Genomic DNA, 25,872 nt, shown 5'->3' with positions numbered 1-25,872 from the left:
GGGCCTTGGCGCGCGATGAGGTGCTGCGTGCGCTATGGAAGCTGGCGGAAAAGGATCCTGAGGCCGCTCAGATAGGGGGCGACGGGCTGCTGGAAAGCCTGGTGCAGCAGCATCTGCTGTTCCGCTTGCCCAGCGGTCCCGACCGCTACCGCACGCGCTTGGCAGAGGGCGTGCGGCTGACGGCGGCGTTGCGGCAGACTTTTGCCCCGCGGGGCTTTCGGCCCGGGTCGTCGCAGCTTCCGGATCGGTGGTGGGAGCAGGGTCGGCGTCTGGTGGCGGACTACCGCCTGCACGTGGCCGAACGCCGCTATCCCAAGCGGAACATTCCAGCCGCTGAGGCGATCGCCGAGATGGCCCAGGCGCCCGGGTGGACGGACCTGCATGCCGAGGTGGCGCGCAGCCAGATCGGCACCTATTCCCTGTCCCGGTTCCAAGTCGACGCCACCAAAGCGGTGCTGCGGGGTCTGCAGGCTGCCGACTCGCGCGGAGTCGTGGTCAGTGCGGGTACCGGTAGCGGCAAGACGCTGGCGTTTTATCTGCCCGACTTTGCGGCCCTGGTACACGACCGGCGCGCCAACACGGTGCATACCCTGGCGCTGTATCCGCGGGTGGAACTACTGCGGGACCAGTTGCGGGACGCAGTGGAGAGAAACCTGCGACTGAAAGAGCGGGGCTTGAACGCTCCGCGTATCGGCGTGCTGTATGGCAAAACGCCGTGGAACGCGAAGGACCTGATCGCTAAGGCTAAGGCCAAGCGTGCGGAGGCGTGGCAGGCTGCAGGCGACGCCTTCATCTGCCCCTACCTGGGTTGCCCGTTCCCGTCGTGCGAGGGCGGCCAACTGGTTTGGTCGCGTCGCGATATCGAGGAGCAGCGAGAGGTACTGCGCTGTACGCAGTGTCGCAAAGAGTTGCCGTCGGGGATGGTGGCGCTGACGCGGCAGTCGCTGCGTCAGGAGGCTCCCAAGCTGCTCTTCACCACCACCGAGATGCTCAACCGGGCCAGTGCCGGGTCTGTGCTGGGACGGGTGCTGGGCTGGACCCCGGGGGCGGGACCGCGCATGGTGCTACTGGATGAGGTGCACACGCACTCCGGTTCGACCGGAGCCCAAACCGCCTTGCTGTTGCGGCGATGGCGCCACGCCCGGCGCAGTCCCGTGATGTTCGTGGGGCTGAGTGCAACGCTGCGGCAGGCCGACCAGTTCATGGCACAGTTGACCGGACTGGAGGCTGACAAGGTCACCTTGATCGAGCCGCACCCGGACGACCTGGAGAGCGAGGGCCGTGAGTATGCGCTGGCTCTGCGGGGCGATCCGGTCTCGGGTGTGAGTCTGCTGTCGGTGGCGATCCAGACCGCCATGTTGCATGGCCGGCTGCTCGACCACAACACTCCTTTGCGGCAATCCCTACATGGCAGTCGGGGGTTTTTGTTCACCGATGACCTGGATGTCACCAACCGGCTGTACGACGACCTGCGAGATGCCGAAGGAGGCCAGATAGGCCATCAGGGACGCCGGAAACGCGACAAGCCTGTCTTGGCGGCGCTGCGCAGTCCAGATCTGCCAGGGCTGGACGCCCGGTATGCGGCCGGCCAGTCGTGGGACCTTCCCGAGCGGATCGGACACCATCTCAGTCGCGATCTGTCCCAGCGGCCGCTACTGATCGGGCGAACCTCGTCGCAGGACGCCGGGGTTGATGCGGAAGCCAATCTGGTCGTGGCGACGGCGTCGCTTGAGGTGGGCTTCAACGATCCCCGCGTCGGGTTGGTGCTGCAGCACAAGGCTCCGCATGATGCCGCGTCGTTCCTGCAACGGCGTGGCCGTGCCGGGCGTGAGCGTGGCACACGACCATTGACGGTGGTGACGCTGTCCGACTTCGGCCGGGACCGGTTGGCCTATCAGGGCTACGACGCGCTGTTCTCCCCCGAAGTCGCTGCGCGGAACCTTCCGCTGGGCAACCGCCATATCGTCAAGATTCAAGGCGCGCAGGCACTGGTGGACTGGCTGGGCATGCGACTGCGCCAGCGGCGCATCGACGTGGATGCGCGCCTGCTTCTGACCAACACCGCCGATCCGAGGTCGGATGAGAAGTATGAGCGTGCGCGGGAGCAGATATGCAGCGACCTGGCTGCTTTGCTGAGCGGCGACGACGGGTTGCTGGCCGATCTGACCGTGCACCTGCAGCAGTCATTGGCACTGGATGACGACGGCGTGCTGGCGCTGCTGTGGGAACAGCCGCGGTCAGTGATGCTGGCTGTGGCGCCGACCATCATGCGGCGCATCGCGGTGGGCCGTGATGCGGTCCACCGCGATGCCGGAGCCGGTCCCTCTGCGTTCTTGCCGGAGTTCATCACCCGCTCGCTGTTTGATCCGCTGAATCTGCCGGAAGTGGAGTTCAAGCTGCCCTTCTCCACCGACAGTGAGGAACGGCTGCCGGTAGGACGGGCGCTTGCGGAAGCGGTTCCCGGTCGAGTCAGTCGCCGATACGGCTACCAAAGCGACCGCCACCGCACATGGCTGGAGGTGCCGGCGGGCTCGACGAACGTCACCATCGATCTGAGGAAGATCGTCGAGCTCGAATTCCCGCAGGGCAGGTGGAACAGCGGCCGGTCGGATGTGGGGACAGTGCTGGTCACGCGTCCGCAGACGATGATCCTGGCCGCACCGCCCGATGATGTGGCCAGCCATTCCCAAGGGCGTCCGCTGTGGGCGAGCGAGTTCGTTCCCAACTGGTCGGGCAGCCCGATGCAGGCCACTGTGCCAGAATTGGCGGCTTGGCAGGGCCGGATTGTGGGGGTGGGCTTTGCCACGCATGCGGCGGGCAACCCCATCGAAGTGCGCCGCATGACCTACGGTGCCGTGTGCGACGTCGCGCGAGGTACGCCGGTGTCCCGGGAGCGGGTGTCCGTCCGGTACACGCTGGACAATGAGGATGCTGCCATGGGGTTTGCTTCCTCAGTGGACGCTATCCAGGTCCGGGTGGCTGCCTTGGATGTCGAAGCGCCGGGGATCAGGGAGCACCTTCGGTCACGGCAGTGGCGTACGAAGGTGTTCACCCGCATCGTCGCTGAGGACGCTCGTATCGGCGCGCACGCCAATGTGTTCCAGCGGGGCTGGCTGGCACTGGTCTACCTTGCAGCGTTCGCTGTACGGGGGCTGCAGAAGGAGACGCCGGAGGCGATCCATGCTGCGTTGGCCGACGGGGCGTGGCGTGAGCATGTGGAGCAGGTCATCCAGATGCTGTATCGGCAGGACCCGACGGCCGGTGGCGTGCAGGCAGCGGGCGGCGGGGCTGCCGACAGAGTGACAGCCGATCTGCAGGCTCTCAGCCAACTGCCGGATGTGGCGCGCGCCATGGACGAGGCGGGTGCGCTGCTGTTTTCTGCGGAGGTTGAAAAGGCCACGGGCGAGCTTGCGCGGCGCGCCTACCGCGACACGTTGGCTGCCGCAATTCTCGAGGCGGTGTTGCGGATCTGTCCTGATGCCCAGGACGGTGATGTGACCATCGATGTGGTGGCCAGCACCGGCGAGGACATCGACACGATCTGGATCAGTGAGACCTCCGAAGGGGGCTTGGGCATCGTAGAGGCGTTGGCCTACCGGTACGGTGAAGATCCGGCTCGTTTTTGGACCTTGGTGGCGGCTGCCATGCGGCCTAACGCGTATGAGTACACCGATCGGCGACTGACGGATCTGCTGCGGCATATCGTCGAGGAGGAACCGGGCGGGGAGTTGGCCCAGGCCATCGCGCAGGTGCGGATTGCTGGATCAGCCGGAGCGGCTGCAGCCGCGCTGGGGCAGGTCAGAGCGGCCTGGGGCGCGTTGGATGGTGCCCCCCGGCATGGTGATGTGGCGGCGTTGGCGACGCGATTGCTGCGTCCGGGCTCTGACCGAATGACGGATGCCGCAGCATGGGCGCTGATCCAGGCGTGGGATGGCCTGGAGAAGGCCGTGGGCATCGAGGTGGATGCTCGGGTGGTGGCGTATGCGGCGGGGGCCGGTGTGGTGCCTCTGCCGCGGGCTTTGACCGCAGACCAGGCGTTCAGCATGTTGTGGCCGCGTGGCGACCAGGCCCGCAACCATCACCTGGAGTCCTATCAGCCCTACCGGGACAGTGAGCAGCCGGCCGTGCTGGATCGGCTGCTGGTGGCGCTGGTGCATGCCCAGGATGTCCCGCGTATTGATGCCACGGCCGATGACTGGGTTGAGCAGTACCAGGACATGCTGGCACACGAAGCGGAAGTGGATTTGGTGCTGCCGCTGAATCAGCCCGAAGTTCTGCGTGCGGTGATGCTGCAGGTCCCGCTCGTTGAGGTGGATCGCGGCGTGATGCGGGTGTATGGAGAAGTGGTTCAAGTAAGCCGAGATCATCAGCACGTTCTGGTGCGATCTGTCATCAAGGAGTCGGAGCAGTGACCATGCCCCGGACGCTGCGGACGAATGCACGCAGTGCGTTGCGCGCAGACTCGCTGATCCGCACGGCGCTGTTGGCGCAGCTGGCCGGCGGGCAGGGTGAGGTGTGGCTGGTGTCGGCGTGGATCAGCGACGTGGAGTTGGTGGACAACTCCGATGGCGCCTTCGACTATGTGCTCGGCGAGGACCCGCCCGAGCGTTGCCGGTTGTCGGAACTACTGTTGCTGCTGGCACGGGCCGGGACGAAAGTGCGGGTGGTGACCCGGCCGGCCACGGCCAACGAGGCGTTCGTGCAACGGTTGCGATCCGGGGCGGATGCCGCCTGCGACCTTCGGGTGATCGAAGACGAGGACGTTCACGAAAAGTGCTTGGTGGGGCCGGGATGGATCCTCCAGGGCTCGATGAACTTCACCCGCAACGGCCTTGCCCGTAACAAGGAGCAGATCACGTACGCCGTGGACGAGCGCGCCGCTGCGCAGGCTCTGGTGGAGTTTCAGCACGAGTGGGAGCAGGCGTGAAGAGCGCTGAGGAGACCCAGACGAGCCAGGACGGGGCGCTTGAGACGTTCGTCGATCTGTTTCTCGATCCGCAGCACAACGCTGCGGGCAAGCATCCGGAATGGTGCGCAGTGTTCCGCGACAGTGCTCTACAGGCCCATCGGGCACCTGTGGTGTTGCCGCGCCTGTGGGAGGCGACGGCCGAGTCCGCGTACTACGTCATTGCCCGGCGGCCGAACGAGGCGGCCGTGGTGCGTGATCTTCTGGTGGCTTTCGTCGGCCCGTCTTTTGCGAAGGTCGGCTATGACGTGCCGGTAGACCTGGATGACGGTGATGTGATCGAGGCAGCGATTGCCGACCGTTACGGGCCCTCCAGCACCTTCAAGCTGCGTGCTCCACGGGACAAGCGCAAGGCGCTGCACGGTGCGCTGACGCGGATGTTGGCCTTGGTGGAGCACAGTCCCCAGCGGGCGTGGTCGGCGCCCAAACCGTTGGGCCGGTTGCTGACGGATTTTGAATCGGCGCTGGTGGGTGGCGCTCCTCAGGTGGCCGCAGAGATTCTGGACCAGATAGGCCGGCAGGGCGGTCTGTCGGTGGCCAACCTCAAGCATCTTCAGATCAAGCGTCTGGCGGTGCTGGGCCAGGCTCAGGAGTTGCTTAACCTGGCGGGTCTGCGGGAAATCCTGTTGCAGGATCCTCCCCGGGCGGTGAAGGACATGGTCCTCAGCGCCATCTACGCCACCTGTCTCGAGCCTTCGTTGGCCGAGGGATCGCTGGAGAAGGCATGCGTGGCGCTGGCTCAGCCGCGGGTGCCGATTGCACTGCTGGCCGAAGAAGATCCGGTGCACTTCAGTGATGCAGCCGCAGCGGCCCTCCTGGTCGGCCTCCTGGCGCGCGGGCAGGAAGCGGAGTTGGCCCGCGCTATTGCGGCCTTGGATGCCGAGCAGCGGTCGTCGGCGGTGCCGACAGGTATGGACCTCTACCGCGTGCCTGCTTCTGGCGCATCTTCAGAAGAAGCAGGCCCTGCAGCGGATGCAAGCGCCGCGGGTGCAACTGGCACAGCGGTTGGATCCAGCGTCGGCCTGGCGTGGGTGCCGGCGTCGTGGGAAGAACTGCTCGCGGCCGTGGCCGACGGAGACAAGGCCGCACTGCAGGTCTGCCGGGATATGGAGGCCGAGGGCGGCACTGAGTTGCCCTTGGCCGCGGATGCAGGCGTGGATGCAGCCCTGGCCGATCTGCTGTCCGGCCTGAGCGATGTCGGCTATGAGAGCGTGTGGCGGTACGCCTTGTCACCGTTCATGCAGGAGGTCTCCCGCAGCGGTGTCTCCCTGCCGTTGACGCTGGCGCAGATCACCGCCAGCAGTATCGGCCAGCGGCGCGATCCGGCGAATCTAGCCGTGTTGGATCTGCTGCTGGAGTTGTTCTTGCGGACGTCGCCGTCCGCGGACGATTACGACGAGTTCCTTGAGCATCTGACGATGCGGGTGCAGGAGTGGGTCGCCTCGGAGACAGCCAGCCAGGCGCTCGACTTCGTCGACCGGTTGGCAGCTTTCGCTACCCCGGATCCGCAGGTGCGCGCGCAGGCCGCACTGGAGTTGCTGGCCCCGCTTAATCGGCATGCCCAGCGGCTTGACGAGGCGTGCCTGGCCTCGGCGCGTTCCCTGTCAGATGAGTTGGAGTTGGAACTTGTCTGGCCGGCCTGGCAGGAGGAGTCCAGCAGCGACAGTGCCGTCACCGTCCTGCCGGCGCATGTGCTGGTGTATGGCATGGATGCCGGGGTGCTGGATCGGGTGCAGCAGTGGATGGCGGATCGCTACCCCCAGGTGAAGCTGTCGCTGTCCGGGGACAAGGTGGGCTCGAGTCGGCTGCGGGAGGTGGCGCGCCACGCGGACTTCAGTGTGTTGATCACACAGTGCGCTACTCATGCCGCCACCAACTTCATCAGCCAGCACGCGCAAGCCGTGGTGTATCCGAAGGGGGCCGGGTCGGTGTCGGTGGTGCGTGCCATCGTGGATGCGCTGCACCATCGCTCCGCCCAACTGGCAGCCGCCGAGGACGGGCGCAAGCGCGGCAGATGAGGGGGCGTTCACCGTGTCCGATCCGGGCACGGTGAACGCGGTCGGCCGGTCAGCCCCGCACGGTGCGCACCAGCAGGTCGGTGAGCAGACGGATGTCGTTGGGGGTGTTTTGCAGTCCGTTCCAGCGGCGCTGCTCGCCGTCGGCGAAGCGCCACATGCCCGATGTCCAGGCGGTCACTGGCATCAGGCTGAGGACGGCGTTGCGGACCTGGTCGCAGTCGACGTCTTCGGCGGGCATGCCGTCGGTGAGGGTGTCCATGACGAAGCCCATGGCCTGGATGCCGACGCCGTGGGTGAGGCGGGATTGGCGGGGCGGGAGTTTCCAGGCGTCGCTGAAGGTCTGCTGCACGATGGTCCAAAAGGACCGCAGGTGCAGCAGCATGTGTTCGACGTCGCCGGAGCCGTCTTCGGGGTTGCGGTACTGGTAGAGGGCTCCTTCGAAGAGGCTGTGTTCCAGCATGCGCAGCAGGCTGGTGTCCTTGATGTTGCCGTGCGGTGAGGTGGGGCTGGCCACCCGACCGAAGAAGGGGCCCTGGCCGTCGGTGTTGAGACGGGTCATCAATTGCGCGGGCAGACGCCGACGGGCGTAGGCGGGGGGAAGGTGTCCGCTGGTCTCGGGCAGCAGCTCGTGGATGAGGCCCTTGGGCAGCGGCTTGGTGGAGTTGACCAGGATGAACTGGGAGCGCTGGTCTTCTTGGTTGTCGGCGATGAATCCGACGGCGGCGACGGGGAATTCAGCCAGGTCCGCGTCGCGGATGGCGGCGCTGCGCTGCTGGCCGTCCACGATCAGGGCGGGCTTGTCCTCGTCGGTGAGGGATTCGTCGACCGGGATCACCAGCACGCCGGGGAGGGAGTAGTCCACGCCAGCGTTGGGGCGGAGGCCGGTCTCGAAGCGGACGGTGTCGTCGAAGGCCAGGACGAGGGCGTTGGGGAGCATGGCGTGCTCGGACTCGAGGTAGCGGCGGATGCCGCGGATGTGGCTGAGGACCTCCGGTCGCTGGTAGCCCTGGAGGGAGCTTTCGTCGTCGCGGCGGACGCGGGAGACGGCCGCGAAGCTGTGGAGTTTCTTCCCATCGACGGCAAAGCAGTAGATTTTTCGGTTGCCTTGGCGCACTTCAAGCGCGGGAAGCCTCAGCTCGTATCGGTCAGCCATCTCATCTCCTGGCAGGGTTAAAAAGCTAGACGGGGGGTGATTTTATCCGAAAGTGAGTTGTCTCATCTTCGCCTCGAGCACGGTCAGGTTGTGGAATCCGCGGCGTTTGTTGCGTTCACTGCCGCGGAATATGGCGATTTCGATGCCGTGTTTTTTGCACAGGGCGCAGGGGCAGGTGCGCCACGGGGCGTCGCTCAGGGTGCGTTCGTAGTACTCGAGGTAGCTTTTCTTTTTCGAGCCGAGTACGAGGGCTTCGTAGGCGGCAAGGGCACTCATGACTTCTTCGAGTGCTGTTTCTTCCTGGTCGAATTCCCGCAGGGCGCGCAGGCAGGAGCGTTCGGCGACGATGGCTTCGGCCTGGGAGACGCTGCCGGAGAGGATGAGTCGCTTCAGCGCGGGGTTTCCGTCGACCTGGGGGACGCGGATGGCCGTGTAGGAGTCCGTGGCTGTGTGGTAGTTGTTGCGGTCGTCCATGAAGGCCTGGCGGAAGGCGGAGGTGCTGTCGAAGCTGGTCACTCCGTGGCGGGCGAACTGCTCCATGCTCTCCACGCGGTTGATGCCGAGCAGGTGCAGTTCGGTTGGTGCGTCCCGGACTTCGTCGATGGCGCTCAGGCAGGCGAGGATCTCGTGGGACTTCAGGGGGACCATGCCGCCAAGGGCGATCCGCCGGTATCCCATTTTCTGTAGTTGCGCGACGGAGTGCGCATAGCTGTCAGGTCCCCATCCCTGGGCGGCGCCGACGGGTTCGAAGCGTGTGCCTTGCTTTTTGGTAGCGGTGATGAAGTCTTCGGCGAGTTCGAGGGAGATCTGTTGACGTTCCACCCACGCCGCTTCGGGTTCCGTGTCGGATGCGTCCGGAATGTATCCGAAGATGATGTGGTCGATGCTGATGCCCGCGTCGAATCCGCAGCGGCCGTAGAAATCCAGGACTTCGTCCACCTCATACGGTGGGCGTTCTTCGTCGATGTAGTTGAAGGCGCCGCAGTCGCCGATCGTGGAGCAGGTATCGGGGAGGCGGAAGAAGTTCCTCACGCCTAGGCGGTAGAAGCGCTCGCGCTGCGGGGCGGAGTATTTTCCTGCGCCCTTCATTGACCCGTCGACAACCGCCTTGCTGACGAGGATCCCGTCGTAGGGGATCGGTGTCACGGCCTGGTGGGCGTAGACGTCATCACGCTGACGCACTCGGTAGGGCGAGTACTCGTCGTTGATGAAGTCGTAGGTGGGACTCACCAGGTCCTGGCTGTCAGGGAAATAGAATTTCACGCGGCTTTTGCCTTTTCCTGCACATAGATACGGAGGAGGTAGTTCGACAGGGTGCTGATGTGACGCGGGTTGTTCTGGAGTTCGTTCCAGGGGGTGTTCAGGTCGGGCCAGCGTCCCTGGGTCCAGCGGCAGTGCGGGGCGATCAGGGTGAGCTCCGCCCGCGCCTGCTCGATGGCGTGGGGGGAGGCGGGATCGATGGCCATCATCACGCGGTCCATCAGGCGGCCCATGGAACGGATGCCCACGCCGTGCATCAACCGAGACCGGGTCGGCGGCAGGCCCCACGCCTTAGGAAAGGTCTCGCGTACGGCACTCCAGTAGATGACGAGGATCTGGCGGATGGTGGCCGTATCCACCGTGCCGTTGGACAGGTTCTTGTAGGGAAAGAACACGCCTGAAGGAGAGTTGAGGGATTCCTGGATCGCCGTGGTGAGGCTGTTGTCCGTGACGACGGCGTCCGCCTTCTGCTCGGCCGTGGTGGACGGGCGGCGCACCAGACCCCGGAACGGCGAGTCCTTGTCCTGGTTGAGGGCTTCCACCAAAACGGAGGGCAGTTTGCGGGCGGAGAGTTTGGTGGGCAGCAGGGTGCCGACTTCCGGCAGGAGTTCGGTGACCAGGTTGGTGGGCAGCGGGGAGACCGTGTTCACGCGCAGGAACTGGTCTCGTTGCGTTTCCAGGTCTTCTGCAACAAACCCGGCAATAGTGACAGCCAGGCGGGTATTGCGGGTGCGGGCTAGAGCGAGACTGCGCTGCTGGCCGTCGACGATCCAGGCCGGCCGCGGGGCGTCGGGGGTGTCGGGCAGAGGGATCTCCAGCGTGCCCGACGTGCACAGGCCGTCGCTGCTGCCCGGGCCCGGGCTGGACTTGAACCGCACGCTCGAGGGCAGGGCCAGGATCAACCCGTTGGGAAAGAGCACCTCGTCGCCATCCAGGTACTCGAGGATCTGGCGTACGTGCTGTTTCTTCTCGGGGCGTTGGTAGCCGATCAGTTTGCCGGCCTCGTCCCTGGAGATCCGCGCCACGTCGGCAACCTGGTGTACCTCTTCTGCCGCCAGGGTGAACACATACAGGGGGATCGTGGGGTGCTGCTCGATCCGCAGGGCCCGGCGCTTAAGCACAGTGGAGGTCATCGAGGGCCAATCGTTGAGGTATACAGGTCCGCGAAGCGCTTTTGTTCACAGGCCATTCCCTGGTCTCTCAGCAGGCGCAGCAGGCGGGTGCGGGAGTAGTCGGGGTGGAGGTCCTTCATCTCTTTGATGAAGTCGATCACGCTCTGGTCCGACATCGGCTGGCGGGCGTAGCGTTCGGGGCGGGCTACCTGGTCCGCCCAGGCTTTCCAACGCGCCTGTGCGGCGGGGGTGATGAGGCGGCCCCGCGTGCAGTGCTCGAGCCATGTGGCCGCCGTGCGAACGTTCAAACTGGTCAGGGTGCCACCCAGGGCCCCTCGCAGCGCGGCGTTGGCGGGCACGCGCAGCACCCCGTCCAGGTCGCTGGCGCCTCCGATCAGAACCGTGTCAACACCCGTGGCCGCCAGCGCGACAAGATCGCGGTGCATGGCTTGGGCGTAGGTCTCGGACAGCACCACCAGCACCTGCCCGGCGGCCTTTGCGATGCGGGGCAGATTGCTTGTTGCATCCAGGCGCTGCAGATGATCCCACCAGGCGGGGGCCTGGGATGTGGAGGAAGCCACGGAATCTGCGTGTCGTGGCAGGAAAGTTGCCGCGTAGGAGGGGGCAAGGCTGGAGACTGGTTGCAGGCCCAGACCGGCCGAGGCCACGTACAGGCGGGGGGCAAACCCGGCGCGGGAGGCAACCGTCGTCAGGGCTGCGGCGCGCCGCCACTGGTCTCCCTGGTATAGCTCCCCCAAGGCGACCTGCCGCCCCTGCGCGGTGCGCAGGCGGCGCGCCCATTCCACGGCCCTCTCGGGCAGATCCGCGGCGGGCAGCTCGCGCGCCCGCAGAGCGGGCTCGGGGGACGAGGTCTTCCGGTCCGTGCACGTGACCACGATGGGCAACTCGTTCACTGCGGATCGACCTCTGGCTTCCGTAACTCGTTTCTGGTTGTGGTTACTGTAGCCGGTAGTTAGGAGGGTAGGCTGCCACTGCCTCAACGGGGGCAACTGGACCTCAGATAAGGGAGTGACAGCATGGACCGTCCCGCGATCGTGTTGCTGAGCGGCGGCCTGGACTCAACCACGGTGCTGGCCATCGCCAAGGACCAGGGATTCACCCCGTATGCGCTCAGCTTCCGCTACGGCCAGAGGCACAGCATCGAGTTGGAGGCGGCTCAGCGCGTCGCCCAGGCCCAGGGCGTGGCCCGGCACGTCATCGCCGACATCGATCTGCGGGTCTTCGGCGGCTCCGCCCTCACGGCCGACATCGACGTGCCCAAGCACGAGACGCTCGCGGACGTGGAGGATGCAGGGGTACCGATCACCTACGTGCCGGCCCGCAACACGATCTTCCTGTCGTTCGCGCTGGCCTTCGCCGAGACCGTCGGCGCCAGCGACATCTTCACCGGGGTCACGGCGGTGGACTACAGCGGCTACCCCGACTGCCGCCCCGAGTACATGGATGCCTTCGCCGCCATGGCCAACCTGGCGACCCGGGCCGGCGTCGAAGGAACCTCCAAGATCACGCTTCACTCCCCCCTGATCGCGCTGTCGAAGGCCGAGATCGTACGCGAGGGCCTGCGCCTGGGCGTGGACTACTCCCTCACCTCCTCCTGCTACGACCCCGACGAGCAGGGCCGCGCCTGCGGCCGGTGCGACACCTGCCTGCTGCGGCTGAAGGGCTTCGCCGAAGCCGGCGTCAAGGACCCCGTCCGGTACCAGAACGCCTGAGCATGACCTACCTGATCAAGGAAATCTTCTACACGCTGCAGGGAGAAGGCGGCCACGCCGGCCGCCCTGCCGTGTTTTGCCGGTTTTCCCGCTGCAACCTGTGGACCGGCCGGGAGCGCGACCGCGCCCGTGCCATCTGCCAATTCTGCGACACCGATTTCGTGGGCACCGACGGCGAGGGAGGAGGCCGCTTCCCCACTGCCCTGGAGTTGGCTGATGCCGTCGAGGCCGCCTGGCCCACCGCCGATCAAGCGCACCGGTTTGTGGTATGCACCGGCGGAGAACCGCTGTTGCAGTTGGACGAGGACGCCATCGATGCCCTCCACGAGCGCGGCTTCGAAATCGCCGTGGAAACAAACGGCACCCGCCCCGCCCCCCGCGGTATCGACTGGCTGTGCGTGAGCCCGAAGATCGGCTCCACCCTGGTCCTCACGAGCGGCGACGAACTCAAACTGGTCTACCCCCAGGCCGGCGGCGACCCTGCCCAGTTCGAGCACCTTGACTTTCGCCGCTTCCGGCTGCAACCGCTGGACGATGCCGACCGCGAGGCCCACACCCGTGCCGTCGTCGAGTACTGCATGAAGAACCCGCGCTGGACGCTTTCTCTTCAGACGCACAAGTATCTGGGAATTCAGTAATGGAAATCTTTCGCGAGTTCACCTTCGAAGCAGCCCACCGCCTGCCGCGCGTACCCGAGGGCCACAAGTGCGCTCGCCTGCACGGCCACTCCTACAAAGTTGTCGTGCATGTGGAAGCGCCCATAGATGCGGAGATGGGCTGGGTGATGGACTTCGGGGACGTCAAACGGGCTTTTAAGCCCATTGATGCACAACTCGACCATTACTACCTGAACGACATCGAAGGCCTCGATAACCCCACCAGCGAGAACCTGGCCCGCTGGATCTGGGACCGACTGATCACTGAGCTTCCCGGCCTGTCGGCGATCACCGTGCGCGAAACGTGCACATCCGGCTGCACATATCGGGGCGAGTGAGCATGCACGACATCCAGAACGAGACCGACTCCCGCGGCATTGAGATCGACGACGTCGGCATTAGCGGCTTGCGCTACCCGCTGTACTTCGAGGACGGCCACCTCCGCCAGGACGGCGTCGCCGAGATCGAAGTGACCGTCCGGCTGCAGCACGACCGCCGGGGCACCCACATGAGCCGCATGGTCGCTCTCGCACACGATCACCTTCGTCGGTTCGATCCGCGCAAGCTGCCGTACGTCCTGAAGATTGGCGCCGACCTCCTCGATGCGCCCGCACTCGCAGTGACGATCGATGTCCCTTTGAGTACCAGCGTGGTCGCGCCGGCGAGTGGCGCTGAGTCGTGGCAGGTTCACGACGCTCGTTTCGAAGGCCGCTGGGAGAACGGCGACACGACGGTGATCACCTCGGTCACGACCGAGGTGACGAGCTTGTGCCCCTGCTCGAAAGCGATCTCGGACTACGGCGCCCACAACCAGCGCAGCCGCGTCACGCTGTCCGTGGCGGGGCACGGGGACACGCCCTATCCCCTTGGGGTGCACGAGGCTGTACGGCTCCTGGAGCAGTGTGCATCCGCCCCTGTGGTGCCCTTGGTCAAGCGGCCCGACGAGCGCGTTCTGACGATGCAGGCGTATGACCACCCCGTGTTCGTCGAGGACATGGCGCGCGACGTCAGCCTCGCCTGCCGCGAACGGGGTCTGGAGCATGCTGTACGCGTTCGTAACCTGGAGAGCATCCACAGCCACGACGCTGTCGCTCACATCACCAGCTGACGACAGAAAGAACCTGAGCCCAGCGCCTTGACGCTGGTCCCAGGCTCTCGCTGCGCGAACCGGACCGACAACGCGTAGGGCGGCACCTTCAGTGCACGGCCCTCTCAGCCACGCGTTCGGTGCTGGTGCGGTGGCTGCTCAGCGGGTCCGGGTGGAAACGGCTGAAGGCGCCCGCCCGGAGGGGCGGACGCCTGGGCCTGCGTAGTCAGCATCGCTGGTCGCGAAGTGGTAGCAGCGGGGACCTGGCGGCGTGCTTGCCCTTCGGCGAGTTCGAAGGTGAGGTCCTGCAGGACGGCCGCCGGGGTGTACGGGGAGAAGTGGAGTGCCCAGGTGGGCTGGTGGACGGCGTTGCCGCCCCATACGGTCCAGGTCGGCAGCGGGCTGTTGCGCTTCTGGGCGGCGAAGGCGTCGAACTGGACGCCGACGGCGTCCTCGCCCGGTGCCTCCCACCGGATCCAGCGGCCGTCGACCGTGTGCTCTCAGCCCGCGCTCACGAGCGGACTGGTTGCTTCGGTGATGGTCTCCTCACAGACCTGGCTGCCCACTGCCATCTCCCAGGCGGCACCGGAGGCGAGGGTGCCGAGGAGGGTGCGCATGATCTCCACGGGGGTGCTGGCGGTGACAGTGGCGTACCAGAGGCGCTCGCCGATGGGTGACTCATAGGCGGCGAGCGTCCAGTTGGTATCGCGAGGGCCTGTTTCGTGGACGAACTCCGCGCGCAGAGTGAGCGATTCGTGGACGGCGTGGGTGGTCTCGTCCGACCATGTGCCTTCTCCGTCAAGTCCTGCGTGTTGTGGGTGCCTACTCAGCCCGGGGCTCTGGTCGAAGCGCTGGCTAGACCGCCGTCGCCACATCCGGACGGCTCCACGACGACGAGCGACATCCGTATGGCGGCGGCAGTCGCGAACGGCCCCATCTCCGGTAAGGGCTCAGCAGGTGGACCACAGCCAGTTGTCCACAACTGTCCAGGAGACCCCGGATGTGCACAACGCTTATCTCCATGGACGAAATCGCCAAGAACGTTATCGCCGGACTTATCGTCGCCTTCATCGTCTGGATCACGAGCCGGGCCTGGGCTCGGTGGCGACGGAAGGGAGGGGGTGCCTGAGATGGGCCGCAAGGGCGAGTCGAGGGGGGCCGACCTTCCGCCAGGCCGCAGGAGGGACCTTCAGCGTGCTCTCATCGAGTTGCAGAGGGAGGCAGGAGGCTTCAGTCAGGCCGACATTGCGCGCTACACAGGGAGGAGCAAGAGCACCGTCTCCAACGTGTTCTCCGGCCGGAAGGTCCAGCCGCGGGAAACCGTTCTTGACGTGGCTCTCGCGCTCGGTATGCGAATGCCGGCCTCCAGTACGACCCAGGAACAGTTGCTGGACGAACTGAGCGAACGCTTCCGAGTTCTCTGGATGGCAGCCAAGGCAGAGGAGCATGAGGCACCTAGAGGTGGTTCTGCTGGAGGCCGAGCGCGTCCTCCGGCACAGTTGCACCCGCGGGGAAGGCTTCCTACTGCTGCCAGGCAACTCCTGTTCTCCCTCACCAGCGTCTGCGCGATCTGTGGCGGACCATGGCCCCTCGACATCCACCACATCCTGGGTCTTAAGAACGTAATGGAGGTGGCACATCGGCTGGGAGGCCAGAACGGCCTTCTGCGAGCAGCCAGCCATGCCGCCAATCCCTGGGAGCTGATCGTGCTGTGTTACACCTGCAACTACCGAGCAACAGGTGGCGATATCAGCACGCAGCAACTCCGAGAAGGGCGGCTCAAACTCGACCGGCACCCGAACGCGCCGCATCTCTACGGGCGATATCTCGACCAAATCCAGCTGGCAGAAGACAAAGAGTTCATGGACTTGAACGCAGTCGCGAGCGGTATGGCTATCGCCCAGAGGAGAATTACGGCGTTCCTGTAGCGTGCTCGGTGATCGTCGGTGTAAGGCCAAACGCCGCATGACCTGGGTAGGTTTGAGTGGTATCCGAAGAATCTAGCGTTATAGCGTCTCGCCAGCCGTTCCGGCCGAGGTGGCGCCGGACCGGCCCCATGCAAGTCGACTTCCCGCCGGTCCGCAACGGTATCGACTACCTCGTCAGCGTCGTGGAGCATCTGGACGCCGACACTCACACCGGGCCCCGCGAAATCAAGTACGCCGTCCTGCACCTCCAGGCTGCAGCCGAGGTCCTGCTGAAGTCGCGCCTGCTGAGGGAACACTGGAGCTTGGTGTTCAGTGACCCTGCCAGGGCCACCTCAGAGAAGTTCAGCGCCTCCGACTTCAACAGCTGCGGAACGGACGCCGCCGTGGAACGTCTGAGGAACATCTGCGGCCTCGACATCAACAAGAAGGACGCCGCGGCTCTCAAGGACCTCGGCAAGGACCGGAACGCTCTACAGCACTACGGGCTGACCCACAGTGCAGAGGCCGTGGAGTCACGAGCCGGTGCAGTGCTCGACTTCCTGCTCCGCTTCCTCGATGCCGAACTGCTCCCAATGCTCGACGCGCCGGAGCGCGAGAGTATCGAAGAAGACATGTTTCGAGTACGCAGCGGCCTGAACACCATCGAGGCGTTCGTCAACGAACGCATGAACCGACTGCGGCGCAACGAACTCAAGGGCACGACCGATTCGGTTCTGCCCTGCTCCGTGTGCGGGCAGTGGGCTCTCGCCGTCATTCCGAACGGCGCCCATTGCCACTTCTGCGTCACCACGATGAGTGCCGAGGACTTGGCCTTGGCCTTCCAGGAGTTCGAGCCTGGCCATCCGGCCAACGAATGCCCCCAGTGCCACGCTTCGACACTGGCTTGCTTCGCGTTCATGGACGGCCCTGGTAAGGAGATGCACTACTGCTTCACCTGCCAAGCCCGCTACAGCCTTGAAGAGTTGGCAAACTGTGGGGGGTGTGGATGCCTCTGGCCCCATGAGGGTGACGACGACGGGACTGCGCAGACCCTATGCGGCGACTGCCGGCGCCGCATCGAGGACGAGGAATTGGCCAGCCGATGGTGACACCCGTCCCCGTCACGGCGTACGCGCTCACGTTGGCGGTGGACGGCAAAGAGCGGCCCGCCCGCTCCGTTCTCGCCATGACCACACCGGACCTGCGTGACGAATCGCCGCTCCACACACGCCGCCTGTACAAGTACCTGACCGGGCTCAACGGCGAGCGCATCCGGGGTCAGTTGGTATCCGAGAGATCGGCCCACCCTGTCAACCCTGGTCGCCCTGAAGGCACCGTCATCGCCGCCTTCGGCACCCAGAACACAGGCTACTTACCCATCAAGCCACCCTGTCAGACCAGCATCAACACGCTGATCCAATAGGGAACGAGGTGCACTTCTCCCAGTTCACTGTTCTCGGTGAGGAAGTCCTCAGCAAGGTTTCGTGGTCGCCGGGGTCCGCAGCGTAGGCGGCGCTGTCGCGGTAGGTGCCGACGGCAACGGTGGGCCAGCCGTCTTCGGCGTGGGCGTGGATGATGAGCCGTCCGTGGCGGATGTCGTCGTAGATCTTCTGGGGCTTCGTTGGAGACCTCGCGGATCTCGGCGCGGGTGCACCAGGGCATGGGGTAGTTCGCCCAGGTCCATTCCTCTGTGATCGCCTCCAGTTGGCCGGGGGATCTCGGTGGTTGATGCCTTCGGCGTTGAGGGCTTGGGTGGCCTGGTTGGCCCAGTAGGGCATCTTCGTGGTCGATCCGGGCCAGGACCAGGGTGTGTTCGTCGAAGGGCTCGAAGCCGCGCGCGGCGAGGAGGGCCTGGGGCGGTGCGGTGGCGGGCGCCGGTGAGGGAAGCGGTCACGGCGCTGGGGTGGGCGGGGCGGGTGTCGAGGCGGACGTGGGCGTCGCGGGCGCTATGGGGCATGAGAGCGGGCTCGATTCGAGTCCGGGCCCGGCCATGGGGGTTGGGCGGGCTCGGTGATTGAGGTCATCGGTGGGCGCGCGAGGCGGACAGGGTCAACTGGTGTGGCGGGCCGGCGCGGGGAATTGGCGCGGATCGTGCGGGTGCACTTGTGGTGGACGCGGGGGTGGGTGCGGTGGCGCGGTGCCAGCGGGTGCGCAGGGCGTTGAGCTCGGACAGGGCGCGGCGGCTGCCGGTGATGAGCTGGTGGGGGGTGTTCGCGGGGTCGTCGGTGTAGGCGGCGATCCGGTCGGCGACCGCATGGGCGCGGGCGAGGAGGGCGCGCTGCAAGACCCTCTCGCCCCAGTACTCGGGGGACCCGGCGGGCGTGGAGACTAGGGCCATCAGGTCGCGGGGGGTGAGGGCGTCGGTGATCAGTCCGCGGTGCTGGGCCTCGCCGAGGACGGTGACCGGGTCGACCATGTCGCCGCGGTGGACCAGCGCCGTGACGGACTGCCAGAGCGCGGCGTGCAGCGGCAGGAGGAAGTCCTCCGCGGCCAGCCATCGCATCTGTTGTACCTCCGCCGGGTAGGCGGTGGCCGTCGCCAGGAGGAGGCGTTCTTCGTCGAGGTCCTCCTTGCCGGCCTGTCGTGGGGCATCCCCTGTGTGTGTGGTGCGGGGGAGAGAGCCGGGGTGTGGGGCGAATTGTCCGGCGAGGTCGTCCAGGACGCGGCCGAGAGCGTCGGCTTGCGTGAGGGTGGCGGCTGCCGGGTCGGGCCCTGCTGGGTCGGTGGCGCTCTGTGCGAGGCGTTCGGCGTGCAGGCGCAGGGTCCGGCGGGCGTGGTCGGCGCGGATCATCCGGGTGTAGGCCGGGGCGTGCTTGGGCTGTGGGCAGAACTGGATGAGGGCGTGGAGGTAGGAGGCGTTCAGGCCGGGGGCGTGGGGGCGGGTGTGCTCCAGGACCTGGTTGAGCCAGGTGGTGTCCTTGGCGTGGTCGTCGGGGTCGGGCGGTGGAAGGGTACGGATCGCGGTGAACAGGCTGGCGTGGGTGTGGTTGTCGAAGTGGCCGGTGGCCAGGGTGCCCGTGTCGGCTAGGCGCTGGGGTTCGAGGAGGAGGGCGCCGAGGAGGGCCTGTTCGGCGTAGTGGACGGGTTTCGGTGCCGGTATGCGGTCGAGGTCGTCGTCCTGGTCGGGTTCGGGGGTGTGGGGCATCAGGCGGCGAGGGTGAAGTCGGCAGGGTTGAAGGGCTTGTTGAGGTGTGGGGCGAGAAGGTGTGCGGCGAGGCGTGGCGGGACGGCGTTGCCGATCTGGGAGAAGACTTGGCCCTTGTTGCCCTGCCAGGGGTAGTCGGCGGGGAAGCTCTGCAGCATGCCCGCTTCCTGGGCAGTGATCCTTATCGGCTCGGGGCCGGTCTCTTGCTCGCTGTCCGCGGATCCGGTAGCGGACTCGGCGACCCAGGTGCACTCATTGGCCCGATGGCCGAAGAACAGCGTGCCGGCCGGTTCGTCGGCCCGGCGCACGGTGGCGTTGGCCTGGTTGTTGCTGCGCAGTGACCACTTCCAGTGGGTTGCCTTGCTGGTGAAGGTCGGCGCCGGGGAGTCGGCGGGTGCGTCGTCGCGGGCGCCGTGGCGCGCGGTCCAGCCGGCTCCCCGGGCCTGTGGCCGGAGCACGACGGTGTCAGGGGCGATGTGGTGGAGCCAGGTTCCCCGGTCGCGGGCGTCGGCCAGGGTCTTGCGTGAGCCGGACGGGAAGGGCTCGGGACCGCCTCCTGGCCCGCCGCCTGCACACACGGTGGGTACCGGGCCGTCGGTGCGTCCCCAGCCCAGGGCCTCGGCCATGGAAACCCAGCGGGCGCGGCCGGGCCCGAACAGTGACTCCGGCTCGGCGGTCTTCGCGTGGGTGGGCGGCGGGGGTTCGGCTGTGCGTACACGGGATGCGAGCAGGATCGCCCGCTTCCTGGTCTGCGGAACGCCGTAGTCGGCGGCGTTGAGGATCCCGGTCCACACGGAGAAGCCCCAGGTGCGCAGGATGGCCGCGTACTGCCGCCACAGGGGCAGGACGTCGGGGACTTCCTCCATGGCCACCCATTCCGGCTCGCCCACGGTGTCGAGGGCGTGCAGGTAGCGCATGGGCTCGGCCGCGAGGAGAGAGCGTTCGTCCGCGCACGCGCCGAGCAGCTGCTCGCGGGTGTCGCGTCCGGCGGCGAGGTCGGCGACGGCCTGGTGGACGAGCGGCTGGTCGACGAGGCCGAGGCGCTTGCCGGCCATGCTCCATGCCTGACACGGCGGGGAGGCGATCAGCCCGAGGATGCGACCGGAGAAGATCCACGTCGGATAGCGGGCGACGTCGGTCCGGATCGTCAACTGCCCCGCCGTGGCTCGGGTCTTGCAGGCCCACTCGTCCCATTCCAGCCCGATGTCCCGCGTGCCGAGGACGGTGAGCGCATGGCTCCAGCCACCGGGCCCGGCGAACAGGTCGAGGATGATCCGCCTCACGAGGCCAGCCCGAAGTCGGCCTGCACCGGCTCGGCTTCACCGCGGCAGGCCCAGGGAGAGCAGCCGTCGACCACGCCGTTCTCGAGCTCCTCCACCGTGGCGGAGTGGTCGTCGAGTTCCTGCTGGCGTGCTGCCCACTCGGCGGCCGTGACGTGATCGATGGGGGCCTGGTCGAGGGGGACGCGGGAGCGGTGCAAGAACGCCTGCCCGAGCAGCCGGTTCCCGGCGGCGTTGGCGCGGGCATTGCCCTGGCGGATGGCTGCATCGAACGCGACGACATCCACCCATTCCTCAGGGCTCGTATCCCGGATATTCCTCCACTGCGCGTTTCCGTGAAAGGGGCAACCGAGACAACTCGACTTTGGTGTATCGGTCAGGCCGATGGAGTTCAGGTAACGGACGCAATCCGTGCGTGACCAGTTGAGGTCGATGAGCGGGTGCCGGTTGCGCATGTACTTGACGTCTGCGTCCTTGGCCCGGTGGAATTCGTCTGTCGAGATGCCCACCCATTGCTCGACGAAGACATTCTTCGGGATACGCTGCGGGTAGGGGTATCCGAGGAGTTCCCGAACCTTCTTCTTGATCGGTTTTATTTTGTACTCCCCCGTACGCTGGCGCCTGGTCATCCCCTGCTTCCCGTCCTGGTTGAGGATGTAAAGAGGCATGGAGGCGAAGCGATGATCAGGGTCTAGAGCATCGTCGCGAATATTTCCCGAGGAGACGCGCAGAACGGGTATTCCGGCGGGTTCGGCGATTTCTCGTTCGATGCGGTCGAGGTGGGCGTAGACGGCGGCTGGTTCCCAGCCGGTGTCGGCGAAAATGGCATAGTCGACCTTCGGGAGAATGCCTTCCGCTGACAGGGCGAGCATGGCGCTGGACTGAACGCCGGCGCCTAGTGAGATTGCTCGGAAAGCAGGGAGTTCGGAAATGGTGGGTCCTTGGGGAGGTGAGGGCGCAGGCGCGGCTCCGCGGCGAAGTGGGCGATGCGGGCGCTGATGAGTGCGGGGTGGCGGACGGGCAGGGCGTGCGTGGTGCGGGGGAGGATCTCCAGGCGGGCGGTGGTCAGCCGGTCGGCCAGCTGCCGGGTGTGTTCGGCGGGGATGTGCTGGTCGTCCGCGCCGGCCATCAGCAGGAGCCGCCCGCTGAGGTGCTCCAGCACGGGCAGGTGGCGTGCCCGGTAGCGGCGTAGGCATTGCCACAGCGCTGTGAGATCGGCGGTGGGGGTGTGTCGTATGCCGTGGCGGCACGGCGGCGGTCCGTCGTCCGGCCCGGTGCCGGGGTGGAGTGTGAGGGTGTAGCGGTGGGTGTCGGGCAGCAGGCGTCGTACCCGGTCCACTGCCTGGGGAGCGTGGGTGCAGGTCAGGGCGAACAGGCTGCGTCCGGCGGCCAGAAGCAGGGCGCGCGGGCCGCGGCCGGGCAGCACGCTCGCCTGGCGGGCGGTGGCCGACAGCAGCACCATGCCGCGGATCCGGGGCAGGAGCTGGGGGTGCAGGGCGGCGAGTTCCTGGAGGACGAGTCCGCCCAGGGAATGGCCGGCGAGTACCAGCGGCTCGGTGGGGACCAGGGCGCGCAGGATGTGGTTCAGGTCGTCGGCGAGCTGCTCGATGGTGAGCGGCGCTCGGCCCCGCGGGGTGCGGCCGTGCGCGCGCTGGTCGTAGCGCAGCACCGTGAAGCCGAGGCCGGTCAGGTGCCGGGTGTGGATGCGCCACAGGTCCGCGGTGACCGACGCGCCGTGCACCAGCACGATCGTCGCGCCGTCAGGCCGTGGGCGGGCCGGGGTGTCGCGGTAGACGGCCAGCGGGGTGCCGTCAGCGGCGGAGACCGACAACACCTCAGCGGCAGAATGCGGATTGAGCACAGGGGGACTCCGAAAGGGGAATGCGTACGGTGCGGCCGTGCACCGTTCAGACGGCGCTGGCGCGATGCCGGCTGTTGGTTCGGCCCGTGCTGCGGCCGGCCACGTGATGGGGGCGGCGGATGCCCAGAAGCGGACTCGTGTTGGCGCGCGGGCGGTCAGCGGCGACGGGAACGGGGTGCCCGGACCTCGGGAACCCCGGGATGCGAGGTGAATTGCGCCGGCGGAGAAGGTGGCCAGAGCTCGGTCGCCGTGGACGAGTAGGCGCGGCCGGCGAGGTGGTTGAGGACGGCCAGTCCCCTGCGAGTCAGTGCCAGGCGCTGACCCATGACGGACGCGGGGTGAGCGGCGTGATCGCGGTAGGCCAGGCCCTTGCGTTCCAGGGCGTGCCACGTGGCGATCGCGATGTGCGTCGAGGTCTGGGTGTCCACATAATGCGAGCCGTTGCTCCGCTGCCGGACTCGGCTGGGCGTCCGGGCGAGAACCCGAAGGGCGGCGCCCTGCTGCCAGCTCAAGCGACGCGCGATGGCCGACAGCTCGGACGCGGAGAGCGGCAGTTCGGCAGGGCCGGAGGGCTGGGTGTCGCTGCGCCGCGGGGAACGAGACGGTGGGCTGGGTGGGGTGGTGCCGGTCATCGCGTGCGTCCAGCGGCCTGCTTCGTCGAAGGCGGCGTCACCACTGCTGCTCGGTTGGGGGCAGCGGTGGGCTTGTGCCGGGCGAGGGCACGGTGGCCTTCGGTGGTGACGTCGAGGCGCTGGCCGTGTTGCAGGGACATCGTGGTGTCCACCGCGACGAGTCCTCGTTTGATCAGGGCGTTGAGGGTGGCGACGTTCACGGTGGCCTGGTCCTCGGCGACGGCCTTGGTGACGCCGGATCGGCTCGTCTCGTAGAGCATGCCGCCCCCGGCGGACAGCCGGGCGAGGACGGCGTACTGGCTGGTCGTGAGCTTCGGCGCTGGTGTCGCCTGGTTCTGCTCGGTGTGCTGCTTCAGGTCCCGGGTGATGCCGCTGGCGAGGTAGTAGCAACCGACGTGGGCCATGTCGAGCTGGTGGGCGGCGTCCGCGAGGTGCTCTGCCATAGCGGGAACTGCCTCCGCATGCCGGGCCTTGCGCACGGCTGCTTCATCAGCCGGCGGGCCGGGGAACGGGGCGCCCTCCAGCGGGTTGGCGAACATCGCGCAGGCCAGGTCGGATGCGGCGAGACCGGCGGCGGAGACGACGGAGGCGAGGGCCTCCAGCGCCGGAAGGCTGCCGGGTACGGCGGTGTACTGGCTGCCGTCGAGAGCGGCGAGGCGTTCCATGGCGCGTTGGGCCAACTCGTGTGTGGCCACGATTTTCGACGTGAGCTGCTGCCGGGCGTCGGTGCCGGGGGTGAGGGTGAGCGAGCGGATCTCGCTGTGCATGTCCGCAAAGTCGCTGCCGAGTTGCCGTAGCCGGGCGATCTCGGCTTGCAGGTCGATCTGGTGAATGGTGCTGCTCCGGATGACGGGGGGCGGTGGTCATAGGCTGCGCCGCTTGACCTGTGTGGTGGGCGGCGGTGCGGGGGCGGGGCCAGGGCGGGAGGGTGCCGGCGGGATGTCCTGCCACGTTGCGATGCCGAGGTCGACGCGCACGCCGAAACCGTGTGCATGCAGATGGGCTTCGGCGCTGACAACGGCGCTGAGGGCGTCTTTCTCGCCCAGTCCGGTCGGCAGCTCGTACTGACGGTCCGTTCCTGTCGGGGCGAAGCCGTGCTGGATCAGGACCTCGCCGGCCCGATCGGCGGTCGTGGTCGCGCAGACCGCTCCGCCTACGAAGCGCATGGTCGCCTCGGGAGCGGTGGTGGCCGCCCGGCGGGTCGTCCAGGCGAGGTCGACGAAGTCGAGGGTGTGGGCCATGAGGCCGTAGGCCGCGATGCCTGCTCGTTCGTGCGCGTCAGCGGCGGTCTCGGGCGGCAGGAGGTAGAGGGCGCGGCCCTGGTGCTTGCGGGTGGTGAAGCCCGCGCCGGTCAGGATGCGGGCGGCGTTGGGGATCGGGCGGTTGAGGACGGCGAACGTCCATCCGTCCTCGGTGGAGCCGATGAAGACGTCGTGGTGGTCGGTGACAGCCATGCAGTTCTCGGATGGTCAGGGGTGGTGAGAGCGATCCAGGGCAGGCCGGTCAGGCGGCGGGGCCGTAGTCGTTCTGCTGGGGGGCGTGTTTGGCGACGGCGCGGGCGGTGATGGCCTTGGACGCGCGGGCGGAGGCGGCGGACAGCCCGTCGGCGCCGGGTTCGAGGTACCAGGGGCGCAGGTCGAGCATGGCGGCGCGCATGCCGGTGGCGAAGCAGAGCGCGGTGCCCTTGGGCAGGGCGCGGATAGCGTCGGCGGGCAGGATCCGCTCCTGCCGCATCGACACGGACGTCGACTTCCCCGACTCAGAGACCGAGGTCGAGGTGGTCTCCACGTCGTGGTCGCCGATCAGCCGGGAGAGTTTGTCCGCGAAGTCCGGGTCGTCGATGCCAGAGCCGATGACCTTCACAGTGGAAGCGGACCACATCGCGTCCATGCCGGCGTCCCCCCACACTTTCTGGCCCTGGCGGTAGGACTGCAGGATCGTGAGGGGGATGATCCCCCGGCTGCCGAGATGGGAGTACAGGTCCGGCAGGTCGCTGATCTTGCAGACGTTGGCGGCCTCGTCGAGGATCGCGAGCATCGGCGGGTCGAGCCGCCCGCCGGCGCGCTCGGCCTGCGCGGTAGCGGACCGCATGACCGAGTCCGCGCACGCCGCGATCAGTGCGCTGGCGCCGCCACCGCCGTCCTTCGACAGGAGGTACAGGGTGTCGGTGGAGGTGACGAAGCCACCGGGTCTGAACTCGGGGATGTCCTCGTGCGGGGTCACCCAGGCGGCGATCTCGGCGTTGAGGAGGGCGGCGGCGTACTGGCGGGCGGTTTCGTAAATGCCGTCGCGGGTTTCGGGCGGCCCTTCGACGGTGCCCTTGAGCTGGGCGGCGACCGCGGTGAGCTGGTGGTCGCGCAGGATGTCCAGGGGCGTTCGGTCGGCGGGGAAGGCGAGCCACTGCATGACGTCGGTGATGGGCCGTTCGTCGAGCGCGGCGGCGAGGAACAGCTGCGACAGGATGTTGCTGCCGGCCTTGGACCAGAAGTCGCCCTGTTGGGAGGCGTCCACCGAAGCGGCGAGGAAGTGGCCGGCCAGTCGGCCCGCGCCGTCCAGGGTCTTGGCGTCGGCGAGCGGGTTCCACCACATCTCGCGGGCCGCGTGTGCGATCTGCTGTGGGTCCATGGCCCACACCCGCCCCACGCTCGCGCGGGCGTCACAGGTGGCGGTGAAGGCGTCGCCCGCGGCCTTGTTCGAGGTCAGAAGGACCGGGCCGGGCGCGGCGAGGATGGAGGGGATCGCGAGGGAGGTGGTCTTGCCGGAGCGCGGGGCCATGATCGCGACGGCCACGTCCTCGTAGCCCATGCGGACCTCGTGCTTCGTCCCCTGCAGGTTGCCGAGGAGGATGCCGGTGTCCTTGGCCTCGATATGTCTGGCGTTCTTCAGGCTCGGGCGCAGCGAGCGGGCCTTGTCGGTGATCGCCTTGGCCATGAGCGGCTCGATGTCCCGCGCCTTGGCCATCCCGCTGATCTTCTTCCGGCCGCTGCTGCGGTTGTTGTGCCGGGCCCACAGGAGGCCGGCCGCAGCTCCGAGTGCGAGGAGGGCGACGGTTGGGACGATGC

Annotated in this window: 24 protein-coding genes; 10 read left to right on the top strand and 14 right to left on the bottom strand. The window is 67.1% G+C overall.

The annotated features are described in order from the left end of the window. Nucleotides 1–5 precede the first annotated feature (5 nt). The 3 genes from dpdJ to dpdD are packed head-to-tail and all read left to right on the top strand — an operon-like array spanning nt 6 to nt 6,984. Nucleotides 6–4,412 (top strand): protein DpdJ, encoded by a 4,407-nt coding sequence (gene dpdJ, locus ACFYR0_RS14920; RefSeq protein ID WP_389326748.1) that lies wholly within the window; start codon nt 6–8, stop codon nt 4,410–4,412. Nucleotides 4,413–4,414: 2 nt separating this feature from the next. Continuing rightward, nucleotides 4,415–4,927 carry a phospholipase D-like domain-containing protein DpdK gene (dpdK, locus tag ACFYR0_RS14915; protein ID WP_389327093.1) on the top strand — a complete coding sequence of 171 codons (513 nt, stop codon included), beginning with the start codon at nt 4,415–4,417 and terminating at the stop codon, nt 4,925–4,927. Further along, complete coding sequence (gene dpdD / locus ACFYR0_RS14910) at nt 4,924–6,984, top strand: protein DpdD (protein WP_389326745.1); 2,061 nt, start codon at nt 4,924–4,926, stop codon at nt 6,982–6,984. Before dpdK ends, dpdD begins: the two co-directional genes overlap by 4 nt. Before the next feature lie 49 nt (nt 6,985–7,033). Here dpdD and dbpB (ACFYR0_RS14905) read toward each other — a convergent pair whose 3' ends face one another. Genes dbpB (ACFYR0_RS14905) through ACFYR0_RS14890 form a run of 4 tightly spaced genes read right to left on the bottom strand, consistent with a single transcriptional unit; the run spans nt 7,034 to nt 11,423 of the window. Beyond that, nucleotides 7,034–8,137 (bottom strand): DGQHR domain-containing protein DpdB, encoded by a 1,104-nt coding sequence (gene dbpB, locus ACFYR0_RS14905; protein WP_389326742.1) that lies wholly within the window; start codon nt 8,135–8,137, stop codon nt 7,034–7,036. 42 nt (nt 8,138–8,179) lie between these two features. Next, nucleotides 8,180–9,400, bottom strand: coding sequence for a tRNA-guanine transglycosylase DpdA (dpdA, locus tag ACFYR0_RS14900; RefSeq protein WP_389326739.1), 1,221 nt, complete (start codon nt 9,398–9,400; stop codon nt 8,180–8,182). After that, nucleotides 9,397–10,530 (bottom strand): DGQHR domain-containing protein DpdB, encoded by a 1,134-nt coding sequence (gene dbpB / locus ACFYR0_RS14895; RefSeq protein WP_389326736.1) that lies wholly within the window; start codon nt 10,528–10,530, stop codon nt 9,397–9,399. The genes dpdA and dbpB (ACFYR0_RS14895) overlap by 4 nt, the downstream gene beginning before the upstream one ends. Beyond that, nucleotides 10,527–11,423 (bottom strand): hypothetical protein, encoded by an 897-nt coding sequence (locus ACFYR0_RS14890; protein ID WP_389326733.1) that lies wholly within the window; start codon nt 11,421–11,423, stop codon nt 10,527–10,529. The genes dbpB (ACFYR0_RS14895) and ACFYR0_RS14890 overlap by 4 nt, the downstream gene beginning before the upstream one ends. A gap of 123 nt (nt 11,424–11,546) precedes the next feature. Here ACFYR0_RS14890 and queC point away from each other — a divergent pair, with 123 nt between their 5' ends. The 4 genes from queC to ACFYR0_RS14870 are packed head-to-tail and all read left to right on the top strand — an operon-like array spanning nt 11,547 to nt 14,006. Then, nucleotides 11,547–12,242: a 7-cyano-7-deazaguanine synthase QueC gene (gene queC, locus ACFYR0_RS14885; protein WP_389326730.1), complete on the top strand. Its 696-nt coding sequence runs from the start codon at nt 11,547–11,549 to the stop codon at nt 12,240–12,242. A 2-nt stretch (nt 12,243–12,244) separates the two neighbouring features. Beyond that, the gene (gene queE / locus ACFYR0_RS14880; protein WP_389326727.1) at nt 12,245–12,880 is read left to right on the top strand and encodes a 7-carboxy-7-deazaguanine synthase; all 636 of its coding nucleotides are present in this window, start codon (nt 12,245–12,247) and stop codon (nt 12,878–12,880) included. Then, nucleotides 12,880–13,236 (top strand): 6-carboxytetrahydropterin synthase QueD, encoded by a 357-nt coding sequence (queD, locus tag ACFYR0_RS14875; RefSeq protein ID WP_389326725.1) that lies wholly within the window; start codon nt 12,880–12,882, stop codon nt 13,234–13,236. Before queE ends, queD begins: the two co-directional genes overlap by 1 nt. Nucleotides 13,237–13,238: 2 nt before the next feature. Next, complete coding sequence (locus ACFYR0_RS14870) at nt 13,239–14,006, top strand: GTP cyclohydrolase I FolE2 (protein ID WP_389326722.1); 768 nt, start codon at nt 13,239–13,241, stop codon at nt 14,004–14,006. A 104-nt stretch (nt 14,007–14,110) separates the two neighbouring features. Here ACFYR0_RS14870 and ACFYR0_RS14865 read toward each other — a convergent pair whose 3' ends face one another. Further along, a complete protein-coding gene (locus tag ACFYR0_RS14865) occupies nt 14,111–14,461 on the bottom strand; it encodes a DUF317 domain-containing protein (RefSeq protein ID WP_389327090.1) in 351 nt (116 codons plus the stop codon). A gap of 24 nt (nt 14,462–14,485) precedes the next feature. Next, on the bottom strand, nt 14,486–14,860 hold the full coding sequence (locus ACFYR0_RS14860) for a DUF317 domain-containing protein (protein WP_389326719.1): 375 nt from the start codon (nt 14,858–14,860) through the stop codon (nt 14,486–14,488). Nucleotides 14,861–14,893: 33 nt separating this feature from the next. Here ACFYR0_RS14860 and ACFYR0_RS14855 point away from each other — a divergent pair, with 33 nt between their 5' ends. The 3 genes from ACFYR0_RS14855 (at nt 14,894) to ACFYR0_RS14845 (ending at nt 17,315) form a co-directional block, all read left to right on the top strand. Further along, nucleotides 14,894–15,913, top strand: a complete 1,020-nt coding sequence (locus ACFYR0_RS14855) for a helix-turn-helix domain-containing protein (RefSeq protein WP_389326716.1) — start codon at nt 14,894–14,896, stop codon at nt 15,911–15,913. Nucleotides 15,914–16,041: 128 nt separating this feature from the next. Then, entirely contained in the window at nt 16,042–17,001 is a 960-nt protein-coding gene (locus tag ACFYR0_RS14850) for a hypothetical protein (RefSeq protein ID WP_389326713.1), read from the top strand. Beyond that, on the top strand, nt 16,995–17,315 hold the full coding sequence (locus ACFYR0_RS14845) for a hypothetical protein (protein ID WP_389326711.1): 321 nt from the start codon (nt 16,995–16,997) through the stop codon (nt 17,313–17,315). The genes ACFYR0_RS14850 and ACFYR0_RS14845 overlap by 7 nt, the downstream gene beginning before the upstream one ends. Before the next feature lie 597 nt (nt 17,316–17,912). Here the strand turns inward: ACFYR0_RS14845 and ACFYR0_RS14840 are convergent. From ACFYR0_RS14840 to ACFYR0_RS14805, 8 genes are all read right to left on the bottom strand, one after another. After that, nucleotides 17,913–19,037 carry a DnaB-like helicase N-terminal domain-containing protein gene (locus ACFYR0_RS14840; RefSeq protein ID WP_389326708.1) on the bottom strand — a complete coding sequence of 375 codons (1,125 nt, stop codon included), beginning with the start codon at nt 19,035–19,037 and terminating at the stop codon, nt 17,913–17,915. After that, a complete protein-coding gene (locus tag ACFYR0_RS14835; RefSeq protein ID WP_389327087.1) occupies nt 19,037–20,311 on the bottom strand; it encodes a DNA cytosine methyltransferase in 1,275 nt (424 codons plus the stop codon). The genes ACFYR0_RS14840 and ACFYR0_RS14835 overlap by 1 nt, the downstream gene beginning before the upstream one ends. 5 nt (nt 20,312–20,316) lie before the next feature. Then, nucleotides 20,317–21,189: a hypothetical protein gene (locus tag ACFYR0_RS14830; protein WP_389326705.1), complete on the bottom strand. Its 873-nt coding sequence runs from the start codon at nt 21,187–21,189 to the stop codon at nt 20,317–20,319. 23 nt (nt 21,190–21,212) lie between these two features. After that, nucleotides 21,213–22,151 (bottom strand): alpha/beta fold hydrolase, encoded by a 939-nt coding sequence (locus ACFYR0_RS14825; protein ID WP_389326702.1) that lies wholly within the window; start codon nt 22,149–22,151, stop codon nt 21,213–21,215. A gap of 182 nt (nt 22,152–22,333) precedes the next feature. Then, complete coding sequence (locus ACFYR0_RS14820; RefSeq protein WP_389326700.1) at nt 22,334–22,810, bottom strand: hypothetical protein; 477 nt, start codon at nt 22,808–22,810, stop codon at nt 22,334–22,336. Then, complete coding sequence (locus ACFYR0_RS14815; protein ID WP_389326697.1) at nt 22,807–23,577, bottom strand: hypothetical protein; 771 nt, start codon at nt 23,575–23,577, stop codon at nt 22,807–22,809. Before ACFYR0_RS14815 ends, ACFYR0_RS14820 begins: the two co-directional genes overlap by 4 nt. 96 nt (nt 23,578–23,673) lie before the next feature. Then, the gene (locus ACFYR0_RS14810) at nt 23,674–24,264 is read right to left on the bottom strand and encodes a hypothetical protein (protein WP_389326694.1); all 591 of its coding nucleotides are present in this window, start codon (nt 24,262–24,264) and stop codon (nt 23,674–23,676) included. Between the two features lie 49 nt (nt 24,265–24,313). Next, nucleotides 24,314–25,771, bottom strand: a complete 1,458-nt coding sequence (locus ACFYR0_RS14805) for a type IV secretory system conjugative DNA transfer family protein (RefSeq protein ID WP_389326691.1) — start codon at nt 25,769–25,771, stop codon at nt 24,314–24,316. Nucleotides 25,772–25,872 lie beyond the last annotated feature (101 nt).

It is taken from the genome of Streptomyces sp. NPDC005017 (assembly GCF_042873115.1).
GTDB lineage: Bacteria > Actinomycetota > Actinomycetes > Streptomycetales > Streptomycetaceae > Streptomyces.
The sequence above is the reverse complement of the archived record's forward strand: the minus strand, read 5'-3'. Positions and strand labels throughout refer to the sequence as shown.